Genomic DNA, 20,026 nt, shown 5'->3' with positions numbered 1-20,026 from the left:
TAGTTATTTAACCATTAGTTTTTTAACTCCTTTTTGTTGACCATTTATTACTTCAACAAAATACATTCCGCTAGATAAGTTCTCTACACTTACAAGTTTACGCTCGTTAGTATTAAATGATTTTGAAATCAATAAACGACCATTAATATCATAAACACCTACTTTAACGTTTTCTTGTTGGTTTAACAAAGTAAACTCAAAATGATTTTTAGCAGGATTAGGATAAATTGCAAATCCTTCTAGTTCTTTATCAGCTACACTTAAAGGTCCTGCAGTACTGCATAATTCAAGTGAGAAACTATTTAAAAACCCACCATCTTCATCATAACCATCATTAACTGTAAGTGTCCAATCACCAGCTGCATTTTCTCCTATAAATGGAGTCAATAAATTTTGAGGTTGCATTGTTCCTGAAAGTGCTGGCACTGTTCCTGAACAAGAAAACTCAACACCCGAATCATCAAAAGTTACATTTGTATCGTCTAAATCATCACAAGCGTTACTAAACAATACAACGGAAGTACCTGATGGACTAGTTAAACTAACCGTTAAATCACCCATCCAAGTATGTGATAAATTAACAGTCACATTAATATCACCAACTAAAATATCTTGACCTGCTGGTACATTTATAACCGATGTAACCGTATTTGGCACAGTATCTATAGGTTGTGGGTTATCATTTGCAGTAGATGAAATAGAACAATTAACAGCTTCAGTAGTAAAAGAAGAAGACACAAAATTAGCATCAACACAATCAGAGAATGCCATAACTCTCCAGTAATATTGTGTGTTACTATTCAATGCCGGAACACTAACAGTGTTTGCTTCTACTGTATCTTCAAAAATTAGAGTACTAAAGTCAGAAAGCTCAGAAACTTCAACTTTATAACCACTTGCTCCACTGACTGCGTCCCAAGTTAATCCTGGATATATGTAAACACCTGACTCTCCTGCGCTAGGGTAATTTAATGTTACATCACTAATAGGGTCAGCGCTTAATACTTCAATTTCCATTTGTCTTGTCTTAGTATCAGAAGTACCAGTAGCAACAACATCAAAGGAATAAGTACCAGGAGTCACTGAGTCTAAACCAGATATTTCTAAAGTAAAGTCTTCATCGGCAGTGATTACACTAGGAGTAAATGTTGCCACTGCTCCTGCTGGTAATCCAGTAGCTGACAGTGTTGTTGGCCCATTGTAAGTGTCACTTGATGAATAGTTAAAGTAATAATCTCCAACTTCATCTGCACAAAAAGTTTTTGTAATATTTTCAGGAGTAAATGCAAAATCTGATTCAGAAATCCCTGTTACGATTAATGCAAAATCTTGATTTCCTGAATCTAAAGTCCCTTTATGATCTACTATGATTGTATAATCTCCAGCAGGAACATCTATTTCAACTTTTTCAACATTATCAACGTTATTTACGCTTCTAATTGCAGGAGAAGTATAACTAAATGCACTTAAAGCCCAAGGATAAGTTGTATTATTACTAGCATCTACGACTCTTAAATCTAAATCATTAACTAGTCTAGGTGTAGTATCATCTACCGTAGTACCCTGTACTGTACCTGCAGGATCAGTCCAAGCAATTGTAACCACTAGAGGCTCTGTTCCTAACGCTGTTACAGACTTTGTGAATGTTGCTCCATCGGCAAGACTGTTCTCTTCAATTAAAGACTGAAATTCTTCTTCTAAAATTGTAATAGCTGCTGTTTCACAATCTAATAATCCCCAACCAAACTGATAATCAGGACCAGGAAAAACACCTGCTTCAGAAGCAGTATGAATTGCTAATGCTCTTAATGTTGAAGACTTCATGAAATTACCATGAATATCACTGTAAAGCTCTTGGAGTAACCCTAAAGAACCTGAAACACTTGGTGTAGCCATAGATGTACCATTCATACTACCATATGCAGTATTAGAAGTAGCTACAGATGAATATGTGTTAACACCCTTAGCTGAGATGTCTGGTTTTATTCTTCCATCATCAGTTGGTCCCCAACTACTAAAACTTGACATCACAACACTTGAAGGCCCTGTATAATTATTAACTTGGTTTACAGCAGCAACTGTAATTCCGTTTTTAGAGACTCCTCTATCAGTTAATAAATCATAACCATTATCTCCAGTATTGTAACCTGCGTTTCTATCATTTCCGGCAGAAAAAACTGCAGTATAGTAAGGTGCATTGTATAGTATGTTATCTACTTGAACTGCTAAATTATCATATCTCCCAAAATAGTATGTTGGTAAAAATTCAGCATTAAGTCCATAAGAATGATTAGAAATTAACAACCCATTTGCTGCGGCAGTAGTCATTTCTGAAAGATCGTTATCAAAGTCATACGCATTTAGACTAGCTCTAAACGCCATACCTCTAGCTTGACCACTTGCTGGCACATTAGATCCAATCATTGTTCCTGACACATGCGTTGCATGGTTAGACAATGTTGTTGATCCATCTTGTTGAGTAACTCTATCAACTAATAACTCATGCGTATCCAAAACTTTTCCTCCATCCCAAACACCTAGAGTCATTCCTGTACCTTCAACAGATAAATTTAGTCCTCCACTTGGACCTGTGTAGAGCTTATTTGCTCTAACCGTAACTCCAGCTCCTCTATTGTCTGTTGACAAATAAAGTAAAGTTCCATCTTCTAAAACTTTATGCAACTTTGACATACCTCCATTTTCTGTAAAAATTACAGTTGGTAAATTGTTTTCCATAGCATAAACTCTAGCTGCCTTTAAATCATTTTCAAAAGCTAACGAAAATTCATTCGCCATTTGTGAAAGTAATGCATGGTCATAAGTAGCAATAATTTCTCTTTTTTGTTCATCGGTTTGGGCTGTTAAGAAATTAAAACTAACAAAAGAGAGCATTAGGATTAATTTATACCCGAAAGTATTTTTATACATTTTTCATTTTTTTAAGCGTATAAATATACCACATAATATTATAATCACAATACTTTTTATGTTAACGAGAATCTAAAATTCTGGTTAAGAAATACAAAAAATTTACTTGTTAATAAAAATGTATAACTAAGGCTTACAATTATCACTTTAATAAAATATATTTGCTTAAATATTCATAACGATAAAAATTTAAAGCAATTTCATGAAGTTTATAGTATCGAGTACGTATTTGCTTAAACAATTACAAGTTTTAGGTGGAGTAATTAACAACTCTAACACACTTCCAATTTTAGATAATTTTTTGTTTGAACTTGAAAACTCAAAATTAACGGTTTCAGCTAGTGATTTAGAAACCACAATGTCATCAGTAATTGATGTTGAAAGTGACAGTAATGGTAGTATAGCCTTACCTGCACGATTACTATTGGATACCTTAAAAACGTTCCCTGAGCAACCATTAACGTTTGTTGTTGAAGATAACAACACAGTTGAGATTAGCTCTAACCATGGTAAGTATGCTTTAGCTTATGCTGAAGGAAACGAATTTCCTAAAGCTGTTGAATTAGAAGATCCAAGTACAACTATGGTTTCTGGTGAGATACTAGCAACAGCTATTAGCAAAACTATTTTTGCTGCTGGAAATGACGATTTAAGACCTGTTATGAGTGGTGTATTCTTTCAGTTTTCAACAGACGGTTTAACCTTTGTTGCTACTGATGCTCACAAATTAGTTAAATACACTAGAGAAGATGTTAAAGCAAATCAAGTTGCTGAATTTATCATGCCTAAAAAACCTTTAAATCTTTTAAAAGGAATTTTAGCTACGAGTGATGATGATGTAAAAATTGAGTATAACGATTCAAATGCTAAATTTACTTTTGAAAACTCTGAATTAGTTTGCCGATTAATTGATGGAAAATACCCTAATTATGAAGCTGTAATACCAAAAGAAAATCCAAATAAATTAAGTATTGACAGAACACAGTTTTTAAACTCTGTTAAACGTGTTAGTATTTTCTCAAATAAAACAACACATCAAATTCGCTTAAAAATTGCAGGAGCTGAATTAAACATTTCTGCCGAAGATATTGATTACTCAAACAAAGCTGAAGAACGCCTAACATGTGACTACCAAGGTGATGACATGCAAATAGGTTTTAACTCTCGCTTTTTAACTGAAATGTTAACAAACTTAAATGCTGACGAAGTACAATTAGAAATGAGCTTACCTAACAGAGCAGGTATTTTAACGCCTGTTGATGGTTTAGACGAAGGCGAACAAGTTACTATGCTTGTTATGCCTGTAATGTTGAATAGTTAGCCTTTTCAAATTAATTATATCATATATAAAAAGCGCTTACCAATGTAAGCGCTTTTTTTGTGTTAAAATTATAGTTCCTCTTTTATAATTATTAGTAACACTTTTTAATTATTAGTATCATCCAAATATATGAATGAGCCATTATACGTTCCTGACACCAATACACCATCAGCTCTCTCAAATTCAACAGATAAAGTAATATTATCTACTGAGTAGTCAATTACTGTTATATGTCCTGATGTTACTTCTAAATCTGGATTACTTCCACTTTTATAAAATTGACTGAATCCATTTTCAAATTCAGAATTAATAACATCTCCATTAACAATAAATTCTAAACTAGAAATATCATCTAAATCATACGCTTCTCCTGATGAAAGATCAAAATGATTAATCCTTGCAGTAAAATAATCGACATTATTTAGTGTTGTTCCTGAAAAAGAAGCATTAATTTCTGCTTCAGTTTTATTTGTTAAACTTAAAAAAACCGAATTAAATGATGGCTCTACTAATGCTGCTTTCATCTCAAAAGAAGATTCACCAACTTTAATAAAATTACTTTCTGAAGTATTGGAATCATCATCAGATGAACAAGAAGTTAATACAATAGTAAACATTACGAGTGTGATTGTTTTTAAATATTTCATAGTTTTTGTTTTGAATAGTTTTTTTAAAAAAAGCGCCCACAAAAGTGAGCGCTAAATCAAGTTGATATAACATCAACTTAGTTTCTAAGAAACTTCTGATTAATAGTTCTTTTAGATGTTTTAATTTGAATCATGTATAATCCTGAAGGTAAATTAGCCACATTAATTCCATTATTAACTTCATTTACTTGCTTTACTAACTGTCCACTAATAGTGTAAATAAACACGTTCTCAACTTGCTCTGTAGACTTAATAAATAACCTGTCACTTACAGGATTTGGGTATAGTTTTACTGAATTTGTATTTAAAGACAAATCATCAATTCCTAATGTTGAATCATATTCAAAAGCACCAAGGTCTATTGTACTGTTAAAAATTCTATCATTACCTGATAAATCTAAATCACCAAATAAAGCAGTATCATAAAATGTATTATCTCCATTATCTAAAACATAAGATGAACTTGTTGTTGGTTTATATTCTGCACTTAAATTAAGTGATACTGTATTTGGGTCTAAATCTTGAATATTAGTAAATGATGGTGCTGCAAATGCTCCTGATGCGCCTCCATTGTTTGTTATTTGAGTTATAGAATTATTAATTACTAATTCATAATGATTACCCTGTGTACCATAAGAAATATCTCTGTCTGCATAAACTCCGTTTAACGTATTACTAAAAAAGATTGAGTTATTTATCTCTAAATGTCCTAAGGTATTATCAGATCCCATAATAATAGTCTGACCATAAGATGTATTATTGACGTTTACTACATTATTATTAATAAAAGATGAATTAGTTATTATTAAATCTAAGTCTCTGAAGTTTGTAAATGAGCCATCAGGAATTCGGTAGGCATTGATAACAGAAAACTTGGTTTCATTGTCAGCAAACAGTACGTTAGAAAAATCTGCATAAATATTATTAAAGCGATCTGTTTGTAATAAAATAATACTTTGTCCAGTACTTACATTATTTGTAAAGCTTACGTTGTAAAGTTTGAAGTTATCTTTTAAGCCTGTTCCTTTAATTAAAAAATCATTACTATAGTTATTTTTAAAGCTACAGTTTTTTATGCTTAGGTTTTCAATCCAAGTAGAAGCACCATAATATTTTGAATAAATAACACCATTATCTTCAGTAAGCGCGTTGCTGGATGTATCGTAAATATTTTCTAAAATAAAACCATCAATCGTAATGTTTGTAGCATCTACTACAATTAATCTATCTGCATTATCAGATTTATTAGAAGTAAAATCACCATCAACGTCGTCACCATTCATATCTCCTGTAATCACAGTTGCATTAGTTGTATTTATTAGTGTTAAATCTCTATCTGATAATTGAGTTTCAGAACCATCAAAGCCTCCATAAATAGAAATACTAGTATCATTTATTTCTAAAGGTGTGTTTTGAGCTGTTGGCTTGTAAACTCCTTTAGCTACCCAAATATTTCTATTAGGACCAGCTACAGCTAGTGCTGCATCAATTGTTGTATAAGCATCAATCCACGAACTTCCATCATTTGCTCCAGTTGCATTAGCATCTACATAAACAGGTCCATAATTACAGTTAGAAGAATAACTAGAGTTTGCATCTCTTGTCCAACCTTGTGCGTACTGACCAGCGTTAGTATATGGTGGTGTATAATTAGAATCATGTTGTATACACGTTAAATTTGGGTTTCCATAAGATTTCATGTATGTAAAATTAGGATTGTTACCATTAGCTAAATTTAATTCTACCAACTGATTATTTTGACAATGAATTTGATTTAATGTTGGAATATTACTAACATCTATTGTTGTTATTTGGTTATTTGCACAATGTAATCGTGTTAAACTGGTGTTGTTACTAACATCTAATGATGTTAAGATATTTGAATATACTTCTAATGTAGTTATATTTACAAAAGCTTCAATTCCTGTTAAATCTGTAATTCCTAGACTTGTAGCCGATATTGTTCCTGTAAAAGCTTGCGCTTCAGCTACCGAAATTTCTGTATCAGAATTTGTATTAATAGCAGTATTGTTTAACAAATAATTTTTAAAGTTGAAATCTGGAATGTTTACGTTTTGAGCGAAAATTGCAGAAACACCCAAACATAAATAGGTTGTAAATAAGAGTAATGTTTTTTTCATTGTAGTTGAGATTTGTTTTATTTTCAACCACAAAACAACTACTACATATAAGGTTTTCAATTTGCTTTTTTCTGAATAGGTCTAATTTCTTTCTGAATAAATAATAAAGATTATTCTTACATTTTAAATCAAATAAAAAAAGCCTGCTTAAATAAGCAGACTTTAAAAACTTTAGGTTAATAGCGCGTTTTTAATTATTCACAATTCATTTTTTGTCCGTATGGCATTTGTCCGTGAATAACACCACCAAATTGTGAGCTACCATAACCACTACCATTGTATTGCTGTTTAATTAAAAAGCCTTGTAAATAGCAGTCGTTATTTTTATTTTTTTCTGTGAATGCACCTTTAATCCAACGGTATAAAATACGACCTGTGTATTTGTTTTTTACAATACTCCAGTCGTTAGATTCTATGTTTAATTTTAGAAGTTTTGCACCATCTTTTGCTATCGTTTTAGAAACATTCTCTTTTGCAAAACTCACTAATGATGCATTACTATTCATACTTCCAGCTTTTGGCATTTTTATGGCATCCATGGTTGATTTTGCAGCAGCATCGTAATTGGCTTTTAACGTGGCTTCAAACTCTTTTACAATTGGTTTCGCTTTTTCTAACCAATCTAAATGAAATTGTTGCTCGCCTTTACCTATCACATTTAGAATAGTAATATCTTCTTGAATCATGTACGATGGCACATTAAATGCGTGTCCGCCTTGGTGAGAAGCTGCGTAAATTACAAATACGTCGTCTGCAATTAACATGCCTCTTACTAAAATTGGCATACCTGTACCAAGCTCTAAAGTTTGCGATCGGTCTGCACCAACTTTGGTTGTAAACATTCCTGAAACCAACTCGTAACCTATGTAACCTTCTGGTGACATTGCTACTAGTTCTGGTGTTGTTAAAAAGCGTAACCACGCATATTCTGGATCTTGCGCAGGCAACAAGTCTACATTATCGCCCATGTCTGTCATCTGACGTCTTATCTTTACTCGATCAACACCAACTGCGCTCATACCTTTGGTCATCGCAAAAGGATACGACATATATAAAAAATCGTCACTTACTGTATTAGCTGGTTTAGGCTTATTAGCTTCGGCTTCTTGTTGCTTTTTCTCAAGATATTTTTGATAGTATAAATCTTGCTTCGCCTGGTCGTTTGGGTATTTTTTAGCTAATTCTGCTTTAAATTCTTCATCGGTGTATTCTGTTTTTGATGCATTTTGATTAGATGTTGAAGAACTGCTAACCATTCCTGATGCGTTTTCAGATTTTGAAGATGAATTGCTTGTTTCTTTTTTATCTAACTTCTTCTCTACTGTTGCTTTGGCTTTGTTTTTTAGCATTTTACCAAATTGCGCATGCGATGTTGTGTAGCATAATGCTAACACAAATAATAGAATTATTTTTTTCATAAGAATCGTGTTTAGTGGACTTCAAAATAAAGCACTTAACAACCATTCTAAATTTGGATTTTTCTAAAAACGGGGATTTTTTTTCTGAAGGAATTTCAGAAATTTCAAATAAATCACATAAACGTTTCCTTGATTACTTCAAGAAACTGATCACGTTTAGATTTTGAAATTGGGATGCGTTTTTGATTATTCATTAACAAATAATCGCCATCATCTTTAACCAATTCATCTACATATTTTAAGTTGATTAAATACGACCGATGACATTTAAAAAACATCGCATTGCGCTCAAGTTGTTCAACAAAATGCTTTAACGGTTTGCAAATGGTTTTTTGTTTACCATCAATAAGTTGCACATTTGTGTACATACCATCGGCTTCAAAATAAACGATATCATTATGCGATGCGAACATGATTCCTTTAGGGATTTCTAAAGCAATTTTGTCCATTGACAGCTGCTTTAACGAGTCGCGTAACTTGTTTAACTGGTCGTTTAAATTGTTCGCTTTTATGGCTTCTTCAGCTTTTGTCACTGCTTCTTTTAGCTCGGTTGTGTCCACTGGTTTTAACAGATAATCTACAGCTGATAATTTGAAAGCTTCAATCGCATATTGATTGTACGCCGTTACGAATATGATTTTAAAATCAATCTGATTTGGAAAATATTCTAAAATATCTAATCCTGATTGATTAGGCATTTCAATATCTAAAAAAACAACATCTGGTTTACTGGTTTTTATCAAATCAACACCAGATGCTAGATCTTGCGCTTCTTCAATACTTGTAATACTTGCGCAATGCTCGGTTAGTAAGTTTGATAGTAAATGTCTGGCGCGTTTTTCGTCGTCTATAATTATCGCTTTCATATCTTAATGTATTGGCATCGTGATGACAACTTTTGTACCTGCAGCTACGTCGTTTTCGTTATACAAATCGTTGGTAGTTATGGCTATATCACGTTTTAATTTATTTTTATAAAGATGCACACGTTCTTCGTTTGCTTTGGTAGCAAACGGTTTGTGCTGTTGATTTGGTCGTTTTAATTTTTCGGATTGTGCGCGACCAATTCCGTTATCTTCAACGGTAATTTCTAATTTGTTTTGCTGAATAATTTTCGCTTCAATATGTAGTTTTCGGTCGTTTAATTTGTGTAATAATCCGTGTTTTAAAGCATTTTCAACGTACGGTTGAATGAATAATGACGGTACTTTTATCTGTTTTGTTTTCAATTGATTATCAACCGAAATAGTATATTCCAATTCATCTTCAAAACGCACTTTTTCTAATTCTAAATATAGTTTTAACGCGTTTAATTCCTCTTCTAAAGTAATTTCGTTTTGCTGACTGTAATCTAAATACATGCGGATTAATCGGCTAAACTTCACTAAATATGAGCTTGCCAATTCCTTTTCGTTAGAAATAATATAATCTTGAATAGAATTTAAAGCATTGAAAATGAAATGCGGATTCATTTGCGAACGCAGATTTTCTAACCTCAAATTCGTAATTTTTTTATCGATTAAAATTTTATCAACTTCAGCAATGCGTTGTTGTTCTTTTTGTTGTAATCGCCATTTAAAATATAGCCAAATTAATCCGAAAACGGATGCCAAAATCAAACCATAAAACCAATAGGTTTCCCAAAATGGTTTTGCTATAGTAAAGGTAATAGGACTTGCAAATTGCACGTCTTTACTGCTAATATTTTGACCTTGTAATTCAAACGTATAATCGCCACTAGACAAGCTGTTAAACACCACAAAATGTGTGTTTAAAGGCACGTTTCGCCACGTGGTATCAATTGGTTTTATACGGTATTTGTAACTAACATGTTTATTAGATTGAAATCCGTTTGAGTTAAAATCGAATCGTAATTTATTATAATCGTAAGGTAAATTGTAATTGGTATTTACAACCGTATCTTTATCATTTATTTGAACGGATGTTATCCGAACTTTAGAGGTTTTAAAAGCCTTAAAAAGCGTATTTTTTTTGGGCATTACATACAATGAATTTGGAAAAACAGACACCAAATAATCTTCAAGAATAATAAACTTATCTACTGATAATGTTAATCCATCTTGTGTATTTAATCGCCTTACTTGATTGGTTTTGGGATGAAGCTTATAAAACCCTTCTTCGGTAGAAATCCATAAAAATTCACCATCAGATTTTAATGTATTTATTTGCACTTGCTTTGACAACGCATCATGTCTAGAAATTAATTGACCATCCTTAAAACACAACAAGCCATTGTGCTGTGTTGCCAACCAAATAGCATCGTTTATTTTAGCAATTGAGTTTACTAAAATACTTTCGTTATCTAGCTTAATTTCTTTTGACTGAAAACTATTAACATCAAATTGATATAAGCCATCAATAAAAGAAACAAATAACTGATTGTTTAATATTTCAGATGCTTTTACTCTGCTTTTTCTAATAACTCTTGTAGAATCTGAAATATACGGTTTGTTATATATTATGGCTTCTTTGTAGCTTCCGTAGAAGAGATTTTCATCATTAATTTTTGAAAATGTTTTTGCAACAGAGTATTTATTTTTTTGGTCTTTAATGGTGAATAGATTTAGATCTACACTATAAGATTCTGATGCATTAATACTAACAATTACGTGGTTTTGTGATGCGTCAAAAAATAAATTACCTATGATTTTTGATCCAGGTAATTTGAGCGTCTTAAAAACACCGTTTATATTATAAAACAACAACTTACCATTATTTGTACCTAATAAAAATTGATTGTTATTTAATGCACATGCTGCGGTAATTTTATCTTTTGCTTGTTCTAAATTAAGCTGTCTAATATTAAGATTAGAAGACACAAAAACACCGTTGTCTAATGTTGTAAACCAATAATTTTTATTAAAATCTACCAATACATCGGTTACAGACTCGTTACTAAACAATTGTTCTTTTAAAACTAATTGCTGATCTTTTAATTGAAAAATAAACACACCAGATGTTGTTAAAAACCAATAGTCATTATTTAAAGAAGTGATGTTGTAAATGGTTAAATCTTCTAATAATTTAGGTGTCTTCAGCTTTAAAACATCGTCTATTTCAGTTTTATAAATATAAAGTTGATTTTTGCCTTGTTCTTTAAAATTTAACAGCGCACTATTTTTAAAAGCGTATACCTTTGGTGACTGCATTCTGTATTTAGACGTGAGTGTTTTAAGCAGTTTTATTTGTCCATTTTTGATTTGATACCAGTTCTGTTTTTCTTTTGAAGGTCTGTTATTTGCATTCATTTTAATGACATAGGACAAATCATTGTGAGTACTCTCACTAACAGACATACCTTCAAAAAGCTTGATGGCGTTTTTGTCTTTTAAATTAATATCATAAATACCATCTACAGTAAATAAGCGTATGGATGTATTGGTAATTTCAAAAGGTGACAACTGCCCTTTCACCAGTTTACTAGCGTCATAAAAAAGGTGTAATGTATCGTTTTCAACATAGAAAATTTGCCCGTAAATATTACTACACCAAAGTTTTCCTTTTTCATCTAATTTTAATTGAAATAAAGAATTTGCTTTTTGGTTAGGGTTTGTAAACTTTTGGTAATTATTTCCGTTATAACGGTATAAACCCTTATCTGCAGCAAGCCAGATATAGTGGTTGTGATCTTCTAGAATATCATAAAACTCAACATCTGGAAGATTTGAGACTTTAGACATGTGCTGTGTCACCGGATTTTGAGCAACTACAAAAACTGGTAACAATAAAAATAATATGTATTTAATATAACGCCACATAAATATCAATTAACAAACTTAATATTTATGTTCACAATGAGCGTCTTATTTTTCTGTAACTACCTTATTTTTTTCTAAATATAAAAAAACGCCCACTATACAGTGAGCGTTTTTAATTTACCTCTATAAAAAATATAACTAACTAATAAAACTAAGAGATAAAGGGTATGTTGGAGTTTCTCCATTGTTTGCTTTAATAGCGTTTATGATAGGAAAAACTAATGAAATAATGCCAAGTATTATAAAACCTAATATACCTAATCCGAAAGCTAAAATTAAAGGAATGCATAATAAAGCATAAATGATCATGCTAATTTGAAAGTTTACTATGTTTTTTCCATGAGCATCCATTTGAAATACTTTCTCTTTTTGAGTTATCCAAATTATAAGCGGAACAATTAAACTTCCAAAACCAGTAATAAAACACAATAATTGACTTAAATGTGTTATTACTATAAGTTGTCTATCTTCTCTCATGATGGTGTAAATTTTGATTGATACTTATTTGACGCTGAAAAATCAAGAATGTTACACCTTTAATATAAAAAATATTATTGACCCATTTTATATAAAGACAATCCAATTTTAAATAGTTTTGTGATAATATTATGGACTCACTTACTCAAATAGTTTTAGGTGCTGCTGTTGGTGAAGCAGTTTTAGGAAAAAAAGTTGGTAACAAAGCTATGCTTTACGGAGCAATTGCTGGCACAATTCCAGACTTGGATGTATTGGCCTCTAATTTTACCGATACAGTATCAGCTTTAGAAATTCATAGAGGGTTTACACACTCCATAGTATTTTCTATTGTGTTTGCACCTATTTTTGGTTGGCTGGTTTCAAAAATCGAATCCTTTAAAAGCTTTAAATCTTGGTCATGGTTATTCTTTTGGGCTTTTATAACACACCCTTTACTAGATGCACATACCACTTGGGGAACCCAATTATTTTGGCCTTTTGATTTACGACTTGCTTATAAAAACATTTTTGTAGTAGACCCTATCTACACTTTACCTTTTTTAGTGTGTTTACTCTTAGCACTTTTCAGCAGAAGAACGAATCCTAAACGGCAATTTTTTAATAGACTTGGCTTAATTTTAAGTTCAACCTACCTTGTTATTACTTTATTCTTAAAATGGGCTGCATTTTCCCAATTTAAACAAGCATTGAACAATCAAAAAATTGATTATATAGATATCGATACAAGACCGTCGCCTTTAAACACGATCCTTTGGAATGCTAATGTAGATACTAAAGATGTTTATTTACTGGGAGACTATTCGTTTTTTGACTCACAACCAATCGCATTTTCTGCATATGAAAAAAATCATCATTTAATTGATGACTTAAAACATAATGAGAAAGTACAACGAATGATTGCCATTACTGAAGGTTGGTACAGCATTTCTCAGAAAAACGGAAACTTATATTTTAATGATTTACGCTTTGGACTATTGAATTTAAAACCAGAATCGAACGATTTTGTGTTTCAATTTTTAATAGAAAAACATACAGATGGAACTGTGAATTTTATTGAACAACCAAGAGACAGAAGTGATGCTAAAGGTATGCTCAATGCATTATGGAAACGCATTAAAGGAAATTAAAATCGGTATAGCAGCATATTACCATACCGATTTAATCTTTCTATTTTTTTAATGTACTAGGGCAAACCTCATCAGTTACTGGAATTCCTGATTTTTTTATTGCTCCAAATCCACCAGCTACATCAACTAAATTATGAATACCTCTACTCTTTAAAATTGAAGCTGCTATAACAGATCGATACCCTCCTGCACAATGCACATAAAAGGTCTCTTCGTTAGGAAATTCTGCTAAGTGCTGATTTAGATAATCTAAAGGTGTAAAATGTGCAGTTGGTAAATGTGATTTTAAAAATTCGCCTTCTTTTCTAACATCAAAAACAGGGATGGTATTCGCTTCCATTCTATTTTTAAATTCATTTGCAGAAATAGATTCAATAGTATCTGTTTCTTTTCCTGCTGCTTCCCAAGCTTCATAACCGCCTTCTAAATAGCCTAAAGTATTATCAAAACCAACACGAGATAAACGTGTCACAGTTTCTTCTACTCTATCCTTATCAGCAACAATAAGAATTGGTTGCTCAACATCAGCAATAAGCGCTCCAACCCAAGGTGCAAAACCGCCATCAATACCTATAAAAATTGAACGTGGGATGTGGCCTTTTACAAATTCTGATTGATGACGCACATCTAAAACGATTGCTCCTGTTTCGTTTGCCAAAACTTCAAAGGCATTAGGTGACAATGCTTTTGTTCCTCTTTTTAATACCTCATCAATATCATCATAGCCTTCTTTATTCATTTTCACATTTAAAGGAAAATATTGAGGTGGAGGCAATAAGCCATCAGTCACTTCAGCAATAAACTCTTCTTTAGTCATATCAGCCCGTAAAGCATAGTTCATTTGTTTTTGGTTTCCTAAAGTATCAAACAAGAAACCTGCTAAATCTTCTTTGGTAATATCACCTGCTTTTTGAGCTAAATCTGGTCTACCTACATCACCTAAAAATAATGTATCACCACTAAAAATCGCATGGTCTTTACCGTTTTCATCTTTTAATAAATAAGTTGTACTCTCCATGGTATGCCCTGGAGTATGTAGAGCAATTATTGAAATATCTCCTATTTTAAACTCCTGATTATCTTCAGCAATTATTGCATCAAAAGCAGGATTTGCGAGAGGTCCATAAACTATTGGAGTTCCTGTTTGTTTAGAAAGTGTAACGTGACCGCTAACAAAATCGGCATGAAAATGTGTTTCAAAAATGTACTTAATCTTTGCATTATCCTGAGCTGCCTTTTTAATATATGGACTCACTTCTCTTAAAGGGTCTATAATAGCAGCTTCACCATTACTTTCTATATAATAAGCACCTTGTGCTAAACAACCTGTATATATTTGTTCTATTTTCATAGTCTTTACGTTTTAATGTCATTAAATATTTTACAGTTTTGCAAAAATAACATTTGCTGTGTATTACTTTGCAAACTCTTTTATAATTATATAAACAGCCATGATAAGTACAAACCAACCAAAGCTCTTTTTTAGTTTTTTATTAGATACATACTTTGAAAAATAGCCTCCAAGTAAAATTCCTGCAATAGTTACTAGAGAGAATGTAATAAGAAATTTCCAGTCAATTACTAGCGTTTGCATATCTCCAAGAAAACCTATCAACGAATTTATTGCTATGATTACTAATGATGTTCCTACTGCTTTTTTCATGGACAACCCAGACCACAACACTAACGCAGGAACATATAAAAAACCTCCTCCTGCTCCTATTAATCCGGTTACAGTACCAATTACCAATCCTTGAATAAAGGTTTTATAATAGGGTTGAGGCACAAATTCGGTTTGAGTATCTTTTCTATTTTTTATCATTGAAATAGCAGCAAACAACATTACCAAAGCAAAAAACACCATTATGAGCATATCTTTAGTAATTGAAAAACTACTAGTACTAAAAATAACGTCTGGAATATTAGGAACTAAAAATCTTCTAGAAGCATAAACTGCCAAAAACGAAGGAAAACAAAAGAGCAATCCTGTTTTAAAATCTACTTGCTGTTTTTGGTGTTTTTGTATTACACCTACTACTGACGAAGAACCAACAACAAACAAAGAGTATGCTGTTGCTACAACTGGGTTATAGCCTAATAAATAAACTAGAAGAGGCACTGTTAATATTGAACCTCCTCCACCAATTAAGCCAAGTATAAGACCAATAACTAGTGCTCCAAAGTATTCAAAAAACAATAACAAATCCATATCTTATTAATATGAGACAAAAATAAGATAGATATATTAGTTTATTGGCAACTAATGTTACAAAAGCAAAATAATGAATATGTACTAATAGTTTTGTTTTATTCTATCACTAGTTTTTTAACACTGGTAGAGTTTTCAGTTTTTATCTTAACTAAGTAAAGACCAAGAGGAAGTTCTAATTGTATTGGAACATTATTAGTTATTTCAGACTCAAATACAGACTGACCTGTTAAATTATATATTGCAATTTTGCCTTTAGCCTTCAGTCCTTTAAAAAACAGTTTTCCGTCTGTAGGATTTGGATACATTACAACTTGCTCCTGCGCTACAGGATTAATTGCTAATGTCTCTTCAATTGTATACGTTGCTTGAACATTAACCGAGTTTCCGCAATCATCAGACAAAGTAAATGTTACAGTTTCAAATGCATTACAACCAAGTGTGCCATCACTATCATGAGTCACAGTTGCGCTACTACAGTTGTCGGTTCCAGAAAAACTAGCTAACCAAGATTGAAAATCAGCATTAGCACTAGCTGAACATTCTACAGTAACATTAGCTGGTGTCGAATCCCATTGAGGGTTTGTGTTATCTTCAATAGTAAAAGTCGCGTCTTTAGTTATGCTATTTCCGCATTCATCAGACAATGTAAATGTAACAGTTTCTGAACCTGTTGCTCCACATAAGTCACTTAAGCCTGTACTATTATGAGTTATAGTTGCAGCACCACAAGACACTGTACCTGAAAAACTACTAAGCCAAGTCGCAAATGCGCCTCCTGGATCTGAAGTTCCATCGCAGGCAACTGTCATATCAGTTGGTTCATTGGTCCATTGAGGTGCAACAAATGTAATTCTACGCAACTCGCCTATATAAATATTAACATAATACACAAAACCATCTAAAGGGTTTTGATACATATGAACAATTCCTAAACCTGTATTTAATGGTGCTAATTCTGAAATATCACTTATCCAGTTTTGGGAGCCATCAGTTAATGTTGCAGTGTTAATCCAGTTTCTTACATAGTCCGTGAACAAAAACTTACCATTCATAGAACTCCCAAGTGCATCTCCTTGAATATAAACACCAGTTATGGCAGTATTTCCTCTAAACTGAACTCCAGTTGTAGGAGCTCCTGTAGTCCCTACTCTAGGATCAGTTGGAGTTGTTCCATTAAACCATGGCACACGTGCATCATTTGTGCCACCATGTCTCCAAGCTACTTCTGGTCTGTCATGTACAAAACGTCTCATTGTTGGATCAGCGTTATCAGTCCAATTGGTTGGTTGAGGACAATTACTTACAAAAAGTGCATTACCTTCATCAGGATTTGTAGCTCCACTATTATAATAACTATTAAGTTGTGTTTGTCCTTCATACAAAGGCCAACCACCATTTAAACCTCCTTTATCAAAAATGTGTAAATCTTCCCATACATTCCAACCAACATCAGCCACAAATATGGTTCCTGGATCACCATCAGCAGGATTAGTACTTCCGCTTCCTGGTAAAAGTGACATTCTAAATGGATGACGTAATCCCATTGCCCACATTCTAGATTCTGGTGCTCTAGGGTTTGAAGCATTATAGTGAGGGTTAGAAGGTACACCATCTCCTGTAGCAGGATCTAAACGTAATACTTTTCCGCAAAGCGAAGTAATCATTTGACTTCTGAATGCTCCAACATTTTCTTCTGGACGCATAATACCATCATTTATAGCTTGCTGGTAATATGTTTCGTTAGCGCTTCCAACATCAGTTGAAGAATAACTTGCATTATCTCCTGTTGACACTAATAAAGTTCCATCATCTGCAAAAATAACTGTTCCTCCAGCATGCGACTCATGTGTTAATGGTACTCCAGTAGAAACCGATTCACCTAAAAGCACAGTTCTTGATGCATAATCAGTTGTTAATGGGTTACTTCCTATATTTAATTGATAGCGTGTTAATCTACTTATAGAAGCTTCATAATAATCATTATCGTTTGGATCATAATTTGGAGTTCCATAATTCATAAGATGTTCTCTATCTACCATATAATACATATACACCAATCCATTAGTATCAAAATCTGGGTCTAAGCAAAAACTTTGAAACCCAAAATCTCTCCAATCTCCTACTTCATCTGAAATATCTAAAACTGGTGTTGTTTGTTTTACATAAGTAGAGCCATTCCAATTAGACACATAAACATGCCCTCTTTTTTCCCAAACAAACATTTTAGTACCATCATTATTAAACACTACTCCCATAATGGTATTGTAGCCTGTTTGCACTGTTTCGTGATTGTAAGTAGGTGTTGGTGTATTTGAATATAATTGTACTTCAGATAATTGAATACTATTATCAGAACCACATTGTGTAGTGAAATTTATTCTATAGTATTGATAGTATGTTGAATTTGTAAAATTAAATGTTCTTTGATGAAATCTAGTTCCTACACAAGGAATGGATCCTGAAGCGATTTGCGTAAAGTCAGTTCCATTATTTGAACCTGAAACTGTATAATTTTGAGGATCTCTATTGGGAGAATCGTTTGCTGTAGTAATCGATATTGACGATGCAGCTTTTGGGTTTGCACCTAAATCAACTGTAAAGCCCATACCATCGGCATAATTAAAATCTAAAAACTTAGTGGATGCTGAACCATCAATAATATTTTCTACAGTTTCATTTGCTGGAGAATTTACAGAACCTAATTCTGTAATTGTCATAGCTGGTGAAAAAATAGGCGTTTGCGAAAATGAAAAGCTAACAAGTAAGAAAAAGAAGCTTAAAAACGAAATAGTCTTAGAATAAGACTTAATATAATAGCAAAACATGTCTAGTGACTTTAAGTTAAAATAAAATGATTTGCTATTAATCTTAATCCAAATGTAGGGATAAAAAATTAATGAAAAGAAATAATCTCGATAAGTCGTTTAAATAGGCTTCAAACTACCATATTTTAACAATAATTCACTAATTACCAACACATAACACCTAATATTAATGTACAGGATTTTGTGCACATGGACAGTTACTAATTCCTTGTAGAAAATCAAACCCAACAGTTATACTGTGTGTCCCTGAATTATAACCAGCCAAATCATTAATTGTAAACTGATAGGAATACGCAAAATAAAACTTTGACTTCATGATACCTGCCATAGGACCAATATTTAAAGGTTTAAAAAACTGGTCGTTAAGAAACCTATAGGATGCTCCAACCCAATAATAATCTTCATTTCTGTTATACTTTCGGTATTTGAAGTTAATATCAGTACTTGAACGCTTATCACTATTGAATAGTTGATAGTAAACAGACGGTTCAAACTCTACTCTTTTATTTTGCTTACTCTGAATGATTAAACCTGAATATAATTGAAAGTTTAAAAGTAAACTTGGTTCTATTCCAACAAAATCATCAATTTCTTTTTCAAGAATATTGTTAGCATTTAAGCTAAAATAAAATCCTTTGTATCTATATAAAGCTCCAATATCAAAGTTATTGTTATTAATTGCTCTATCATCAGTGATACTTGGATCTACAATAGGAATTTCGTAAGTAGGTTCAAAATTTTCAATATCAATTCTAAAGCTATTGATGTTATAAGAAACACCAAATGACAGGTATTGCTTAGATTTATAATCTAAAATAAGGTGATGCGCAAAAGAGAATTTAACTCCTTTTTGACGTGTATTTCCGTTTTTATCATTGTATAACGACAAACCAACTCCTGAACGGTCAGCAATTCTAAAATCGGCATAAAGCGCTTGATTATCTGGGGCGTCTTTAATACCAACCCATTGTGTTAATCCGTTGGCTCTAATTCTAAAGTTATCTCCAATTCCTGCATAGGTTGGTGAGATAACAAAACTATTGTCGGCTAAATACTGTGTCCAAACTGGCAAATTCAACTCTTGTCCATAACCATTTAAGACTACTAAAAACAGAATGTATTTTATAATTTTTTTCATGAAATTTCTT

13 protein-coding genes are annotated in these 20,026 nt (G+C 32.3%); 2 read left to right on the top strand and 11 right to left on the bottom strand.

Annotation, left to right across the window (positions count from 1 at the left end):
* Window positions 1–3: 3 nt before the first annotated feature.
* A complete protein-coding gene (locus ABD011_RS08705) occupies window positions 4–2,892 on the bottom strand; it encodes a S8 family serine peptidase (RefSeq protein ID WP_343797523.1) in 2,889 nt (962 codons plus the stop codon).
* A 238-nt stretch (window positions 2,893–3,130) separates the two neighbouring features.
* On the opposite strand from ABD011_RS08705, the gene dnaN reads away from it, so the two are divergent.
* Window positions 3,131–4,249: a DNA polymerase III subunit beta gene (gene dnaN / locus ABD011_RS08700; protein WP_129760696.1), complete on the top strand. Its 1,119-nt coding sequence runs from the start codon at window positions 3,131–3,133 to the stop codon at window positions 4,247–4,249.
* Between the two features lie 104 nt (window positions 4,250–4,353).
* Here the strand turns inward: dnaN and ABD011_RS08695 are convergent, their stop codons facing one another.
* The 6 genes from ABD011_RS08695 to ABD011_RS08670 form a co-directional block, all read right to left on the bottom strand.
* The gene (locus ABD011_RS08695) at window positions 4,354–4,896 is read right to left on the bottom strand and encodes a hypothetical protein (protein WP_343797521.1); all 543 of its coding nucleotides are present in this window, start codon (window positions 4,894–4,896) and stop codon (window positions 4,354–4,356) included.
* A gap of 77 nt (window positions 4,897–4,973) precedes the next feature.
* Window positions 4,974–7,037, bottom strand: a complete 2,064-nt coding sequence (locus ABD011_RS08690; RefSeq protein ID WP_343797519.1) for a T9SS type A sorting domain-containing protein — start codon at window positions 7,035–7,037, stop codon at window positions 4,974–4,976.
* Between the two features lie 194 nt (window positions 7,038–7,231).
* Entirely contained in the window at window positions 7,232–8,455 is a 1,224-nt protein-coding gene (locus ABD011_RS08685; RefSeq protein WP_343797517.1) for a hypothetical protein, read from the bottom strand.
* 113 nt (window positions 8,456–8,568) lie between these two features.
* Complete coding sequence (locus ABD011_RS08680) at window positions 8,569–9,321, bottom strand: LytR/AlgR family response regulator transcription factor (protein ID WP_343797515.1); 753 nt, start codon at window positions 9,319–9,321, stop codon at window positions 8,569–8,571.
* Between the two features lie 3 nt (window positions 9,322–9,324).
* Window positions 9,325–12,156, bottom strand: a complete 2,832-nt coding sequence (locus tag ABD011_RS08675; RefSeq protein WP_343797513.1) for a sensor histidine kinase — start codon at window positions 12,154–12,156, stop codon at window positions 9,325–9,327.
* 216 nt (window positions 12,157–12,372) lie between these two features.
* Complete coding sequence (locus tag ABD011_RS08670) at window positions 12,373–12,711, bottom strand: DUF4870 domain-containing protein (protein ID WP_343797511.1); 339 nt, start codon at window positions 12,709–12,711, stop codon at window positions 12,373–12,375.
* Window positions 12,712–12,842: 131 nt separating this feature from the next.
* Here ABD011_RS08670 and ABD011_RS08665 point away from each other — a divergent pair, with 131 nt between their 5' ends.
* Window positions 12,843–13,841, top strand: coding sequence for a metal-dependent hydrolase (locus ABD011_RS08665; protein ID WP_343797509.1), 999 nt, complete (start codon window positions 12,843–12,845; stop codon window positions 13,839–13,841).
* Between the two features lie 40 nt (window positions 13,842–13,881).
* Here ABD011_RS08665 and ABD011_RS08660 read toward each other — a convergent pair whose 3' ends face one another.
* The 4 genes from ABD011_RS08660 to ABD011_RS08645 all read right to left on the bottom strand — a co-directional run bounded on the left by ABD011_RS08660 (window position 13,882) and on the right by ABD011_RS08645 (window position 20,016).
* The gene (locus tag ABD011_RS08660) at window positions 13,882–15,192 is read right to left on the bottom strand and encodes an MBL fold metallo-hydrolase (protein WP_343797507.1); all 1,311 of its coding nucleotides are present in this window, start codon (window positions 15,190–15,192) and stop codon (window positions 13,882–13,884) included.
* 63 nt (window positions 15,193–15,255) lie between these two features.
* Window positions 15,256–16,050: a sulfite exporter TauE/SafE family protein gene (locus ABD011_RS08655; RefSeq protein WP_343797505.1), complete on the bottom strand. Its 795-nt coding sequence runs from the start codon at window positions 16,048–16,050 to the stop codon at window positions 15,256–15,258.
* 98 nt (window positions 16,051–16,148) lie between these two features.
* Entirely contained in the window at window positions 16,149–18,770 is a 2,622-nt protein-coding gene (locus tag ABD011_RS08650; RefSeq protein ID WP_343797503.1) for a PQQ-dependent sugar dehydrogenase, read from the bottom strand.
* Between the two features lie 274 nt (window positions 18,771–19,044).
* On the bottom strand, window positions 19,045–20,016 hold the full coding sequence (locus ABD011_RS08645; protein ID WP_343797500.1) for a PorP/SprF family type IX secretion system membrane protein: 972 nt from the start codon (window positions 20,014–20,016) through the stop codon (window positions 19,045–19,047).
* Between the last annotated feature and the right edge of the window lie 10 nt (window positions 20,017–20,026).

This window comes from Gaetbulibacter jejuensis (assembly GCF_039524015.1).
GTDB classification, from domain to species: Bacteria; Bacteroidota; Bacteroidia; order Flavobacteriales; family Flavobacteriaceae; genus Gaetbulibacter_B; species Gaetbulibacter_B jejuensis.
This window is presented reverse-complemented; position numbering and strand designations above follow the sequence as displayed.

What these genes read in the sequence shown, in the direction of transcription:
- ABD011_RS08650 (WP_343797503.1), bottom strand. Translation starts at nt 18,770, where the DNA reads ATGACAATTACAGAATTAGGTTCTGTAAATTCTCCAGCAAATGAAACT.
- ABD011_RS08645 (WP_343797500.1), bottom strand. Translation starts at nt 20,016, where the DNA reads ATGAAAAAAATTATAAAATACATTCTGTTTTTAGTAGTCTTAAATGGT.
- dnaN (WP_129760696.1), top strand. Translation starts at nt 3,131, where the DNA reads ATGAAGTTTATAGTATCGAGTACGTATTTGCTTAAACAATTACAAGTT.
- ABD011_RS08685 (WP_343797517.1), bottom strand. Translation starts at nt 8,455, where the DNA reads ATGAAAAAAATAATTCTATTATTTGTGTTAGCATTATGCTACACAACA.
- ABD011_RS08675 (WP_343797513.1), bottom strand. Translation starts at nt 12,156, where the DNA reads ATGTCTAAAGTCTCAAATCTTCCAGATGTTGAGTTTTATGATATTCTA.
- ABD011_RS08690 (WP_343797519.1), bottom strand. Translation starts at nt 7,037, where the DNA reads ATGAAAAAAACATTACTCTTATTTACAACCTATTTATGTTTGGGTGTT.
- ABD011_RS08705 (WP_343797523.1), bottom strand. Translation starts at nt 2,892, where the DNA reads ATGCTCTCTTTTGTTAGTTTTAATTTCTTAACAGCCCAAACCGATGAA.
- ABD011_RS08670 (WP_343797511.1), bottom strand. Translation starts at nt 12,711, where the DNA reads ATGAGAGAAGATAGACAACTTATAGTAATAACACATTTAAGTCAATTA.
- ABD011_RS08665 (WP_343797509.1), top strand. Translation starts at nt 12,843, where the DNA reads ATGGACTCACTTACTCAAATAGTTTTAGGTGCTGCTGTTGGTGAAGCA.
- ABD011_RS08695 (WP_343797521.1), bottom strand. Translation starts at nt 4,896, where the DNA reads ATGAAATATTTAAAAACAATCACACTCGTAATGTTTACTATTGTATTA.
- ABD011_RS08655 (WP_343797505.1), bottom strand. Translation starts at nt 16,050, where the DNA reads ATGGATTTGTTATTGTTTTTTGAATACTTTGGAGCACTAGTTATTGGT.
- ABD011_RS08680 (WP_343797515.1), bottom strand. Translation starts at nt 9,321, where the DNA reads ATGAAAGCGATAATTATAGACGACGAAAAACGCGCCAGACATTTACTA.
- ABD011_RS08660 (WP_343797507.1), bottom strand. Translation starts at nt 15,192, where the DNA reads ATGAAAATAGAACAAATATATACAGGTTGTTTAGCACAAGGTGCTTAT.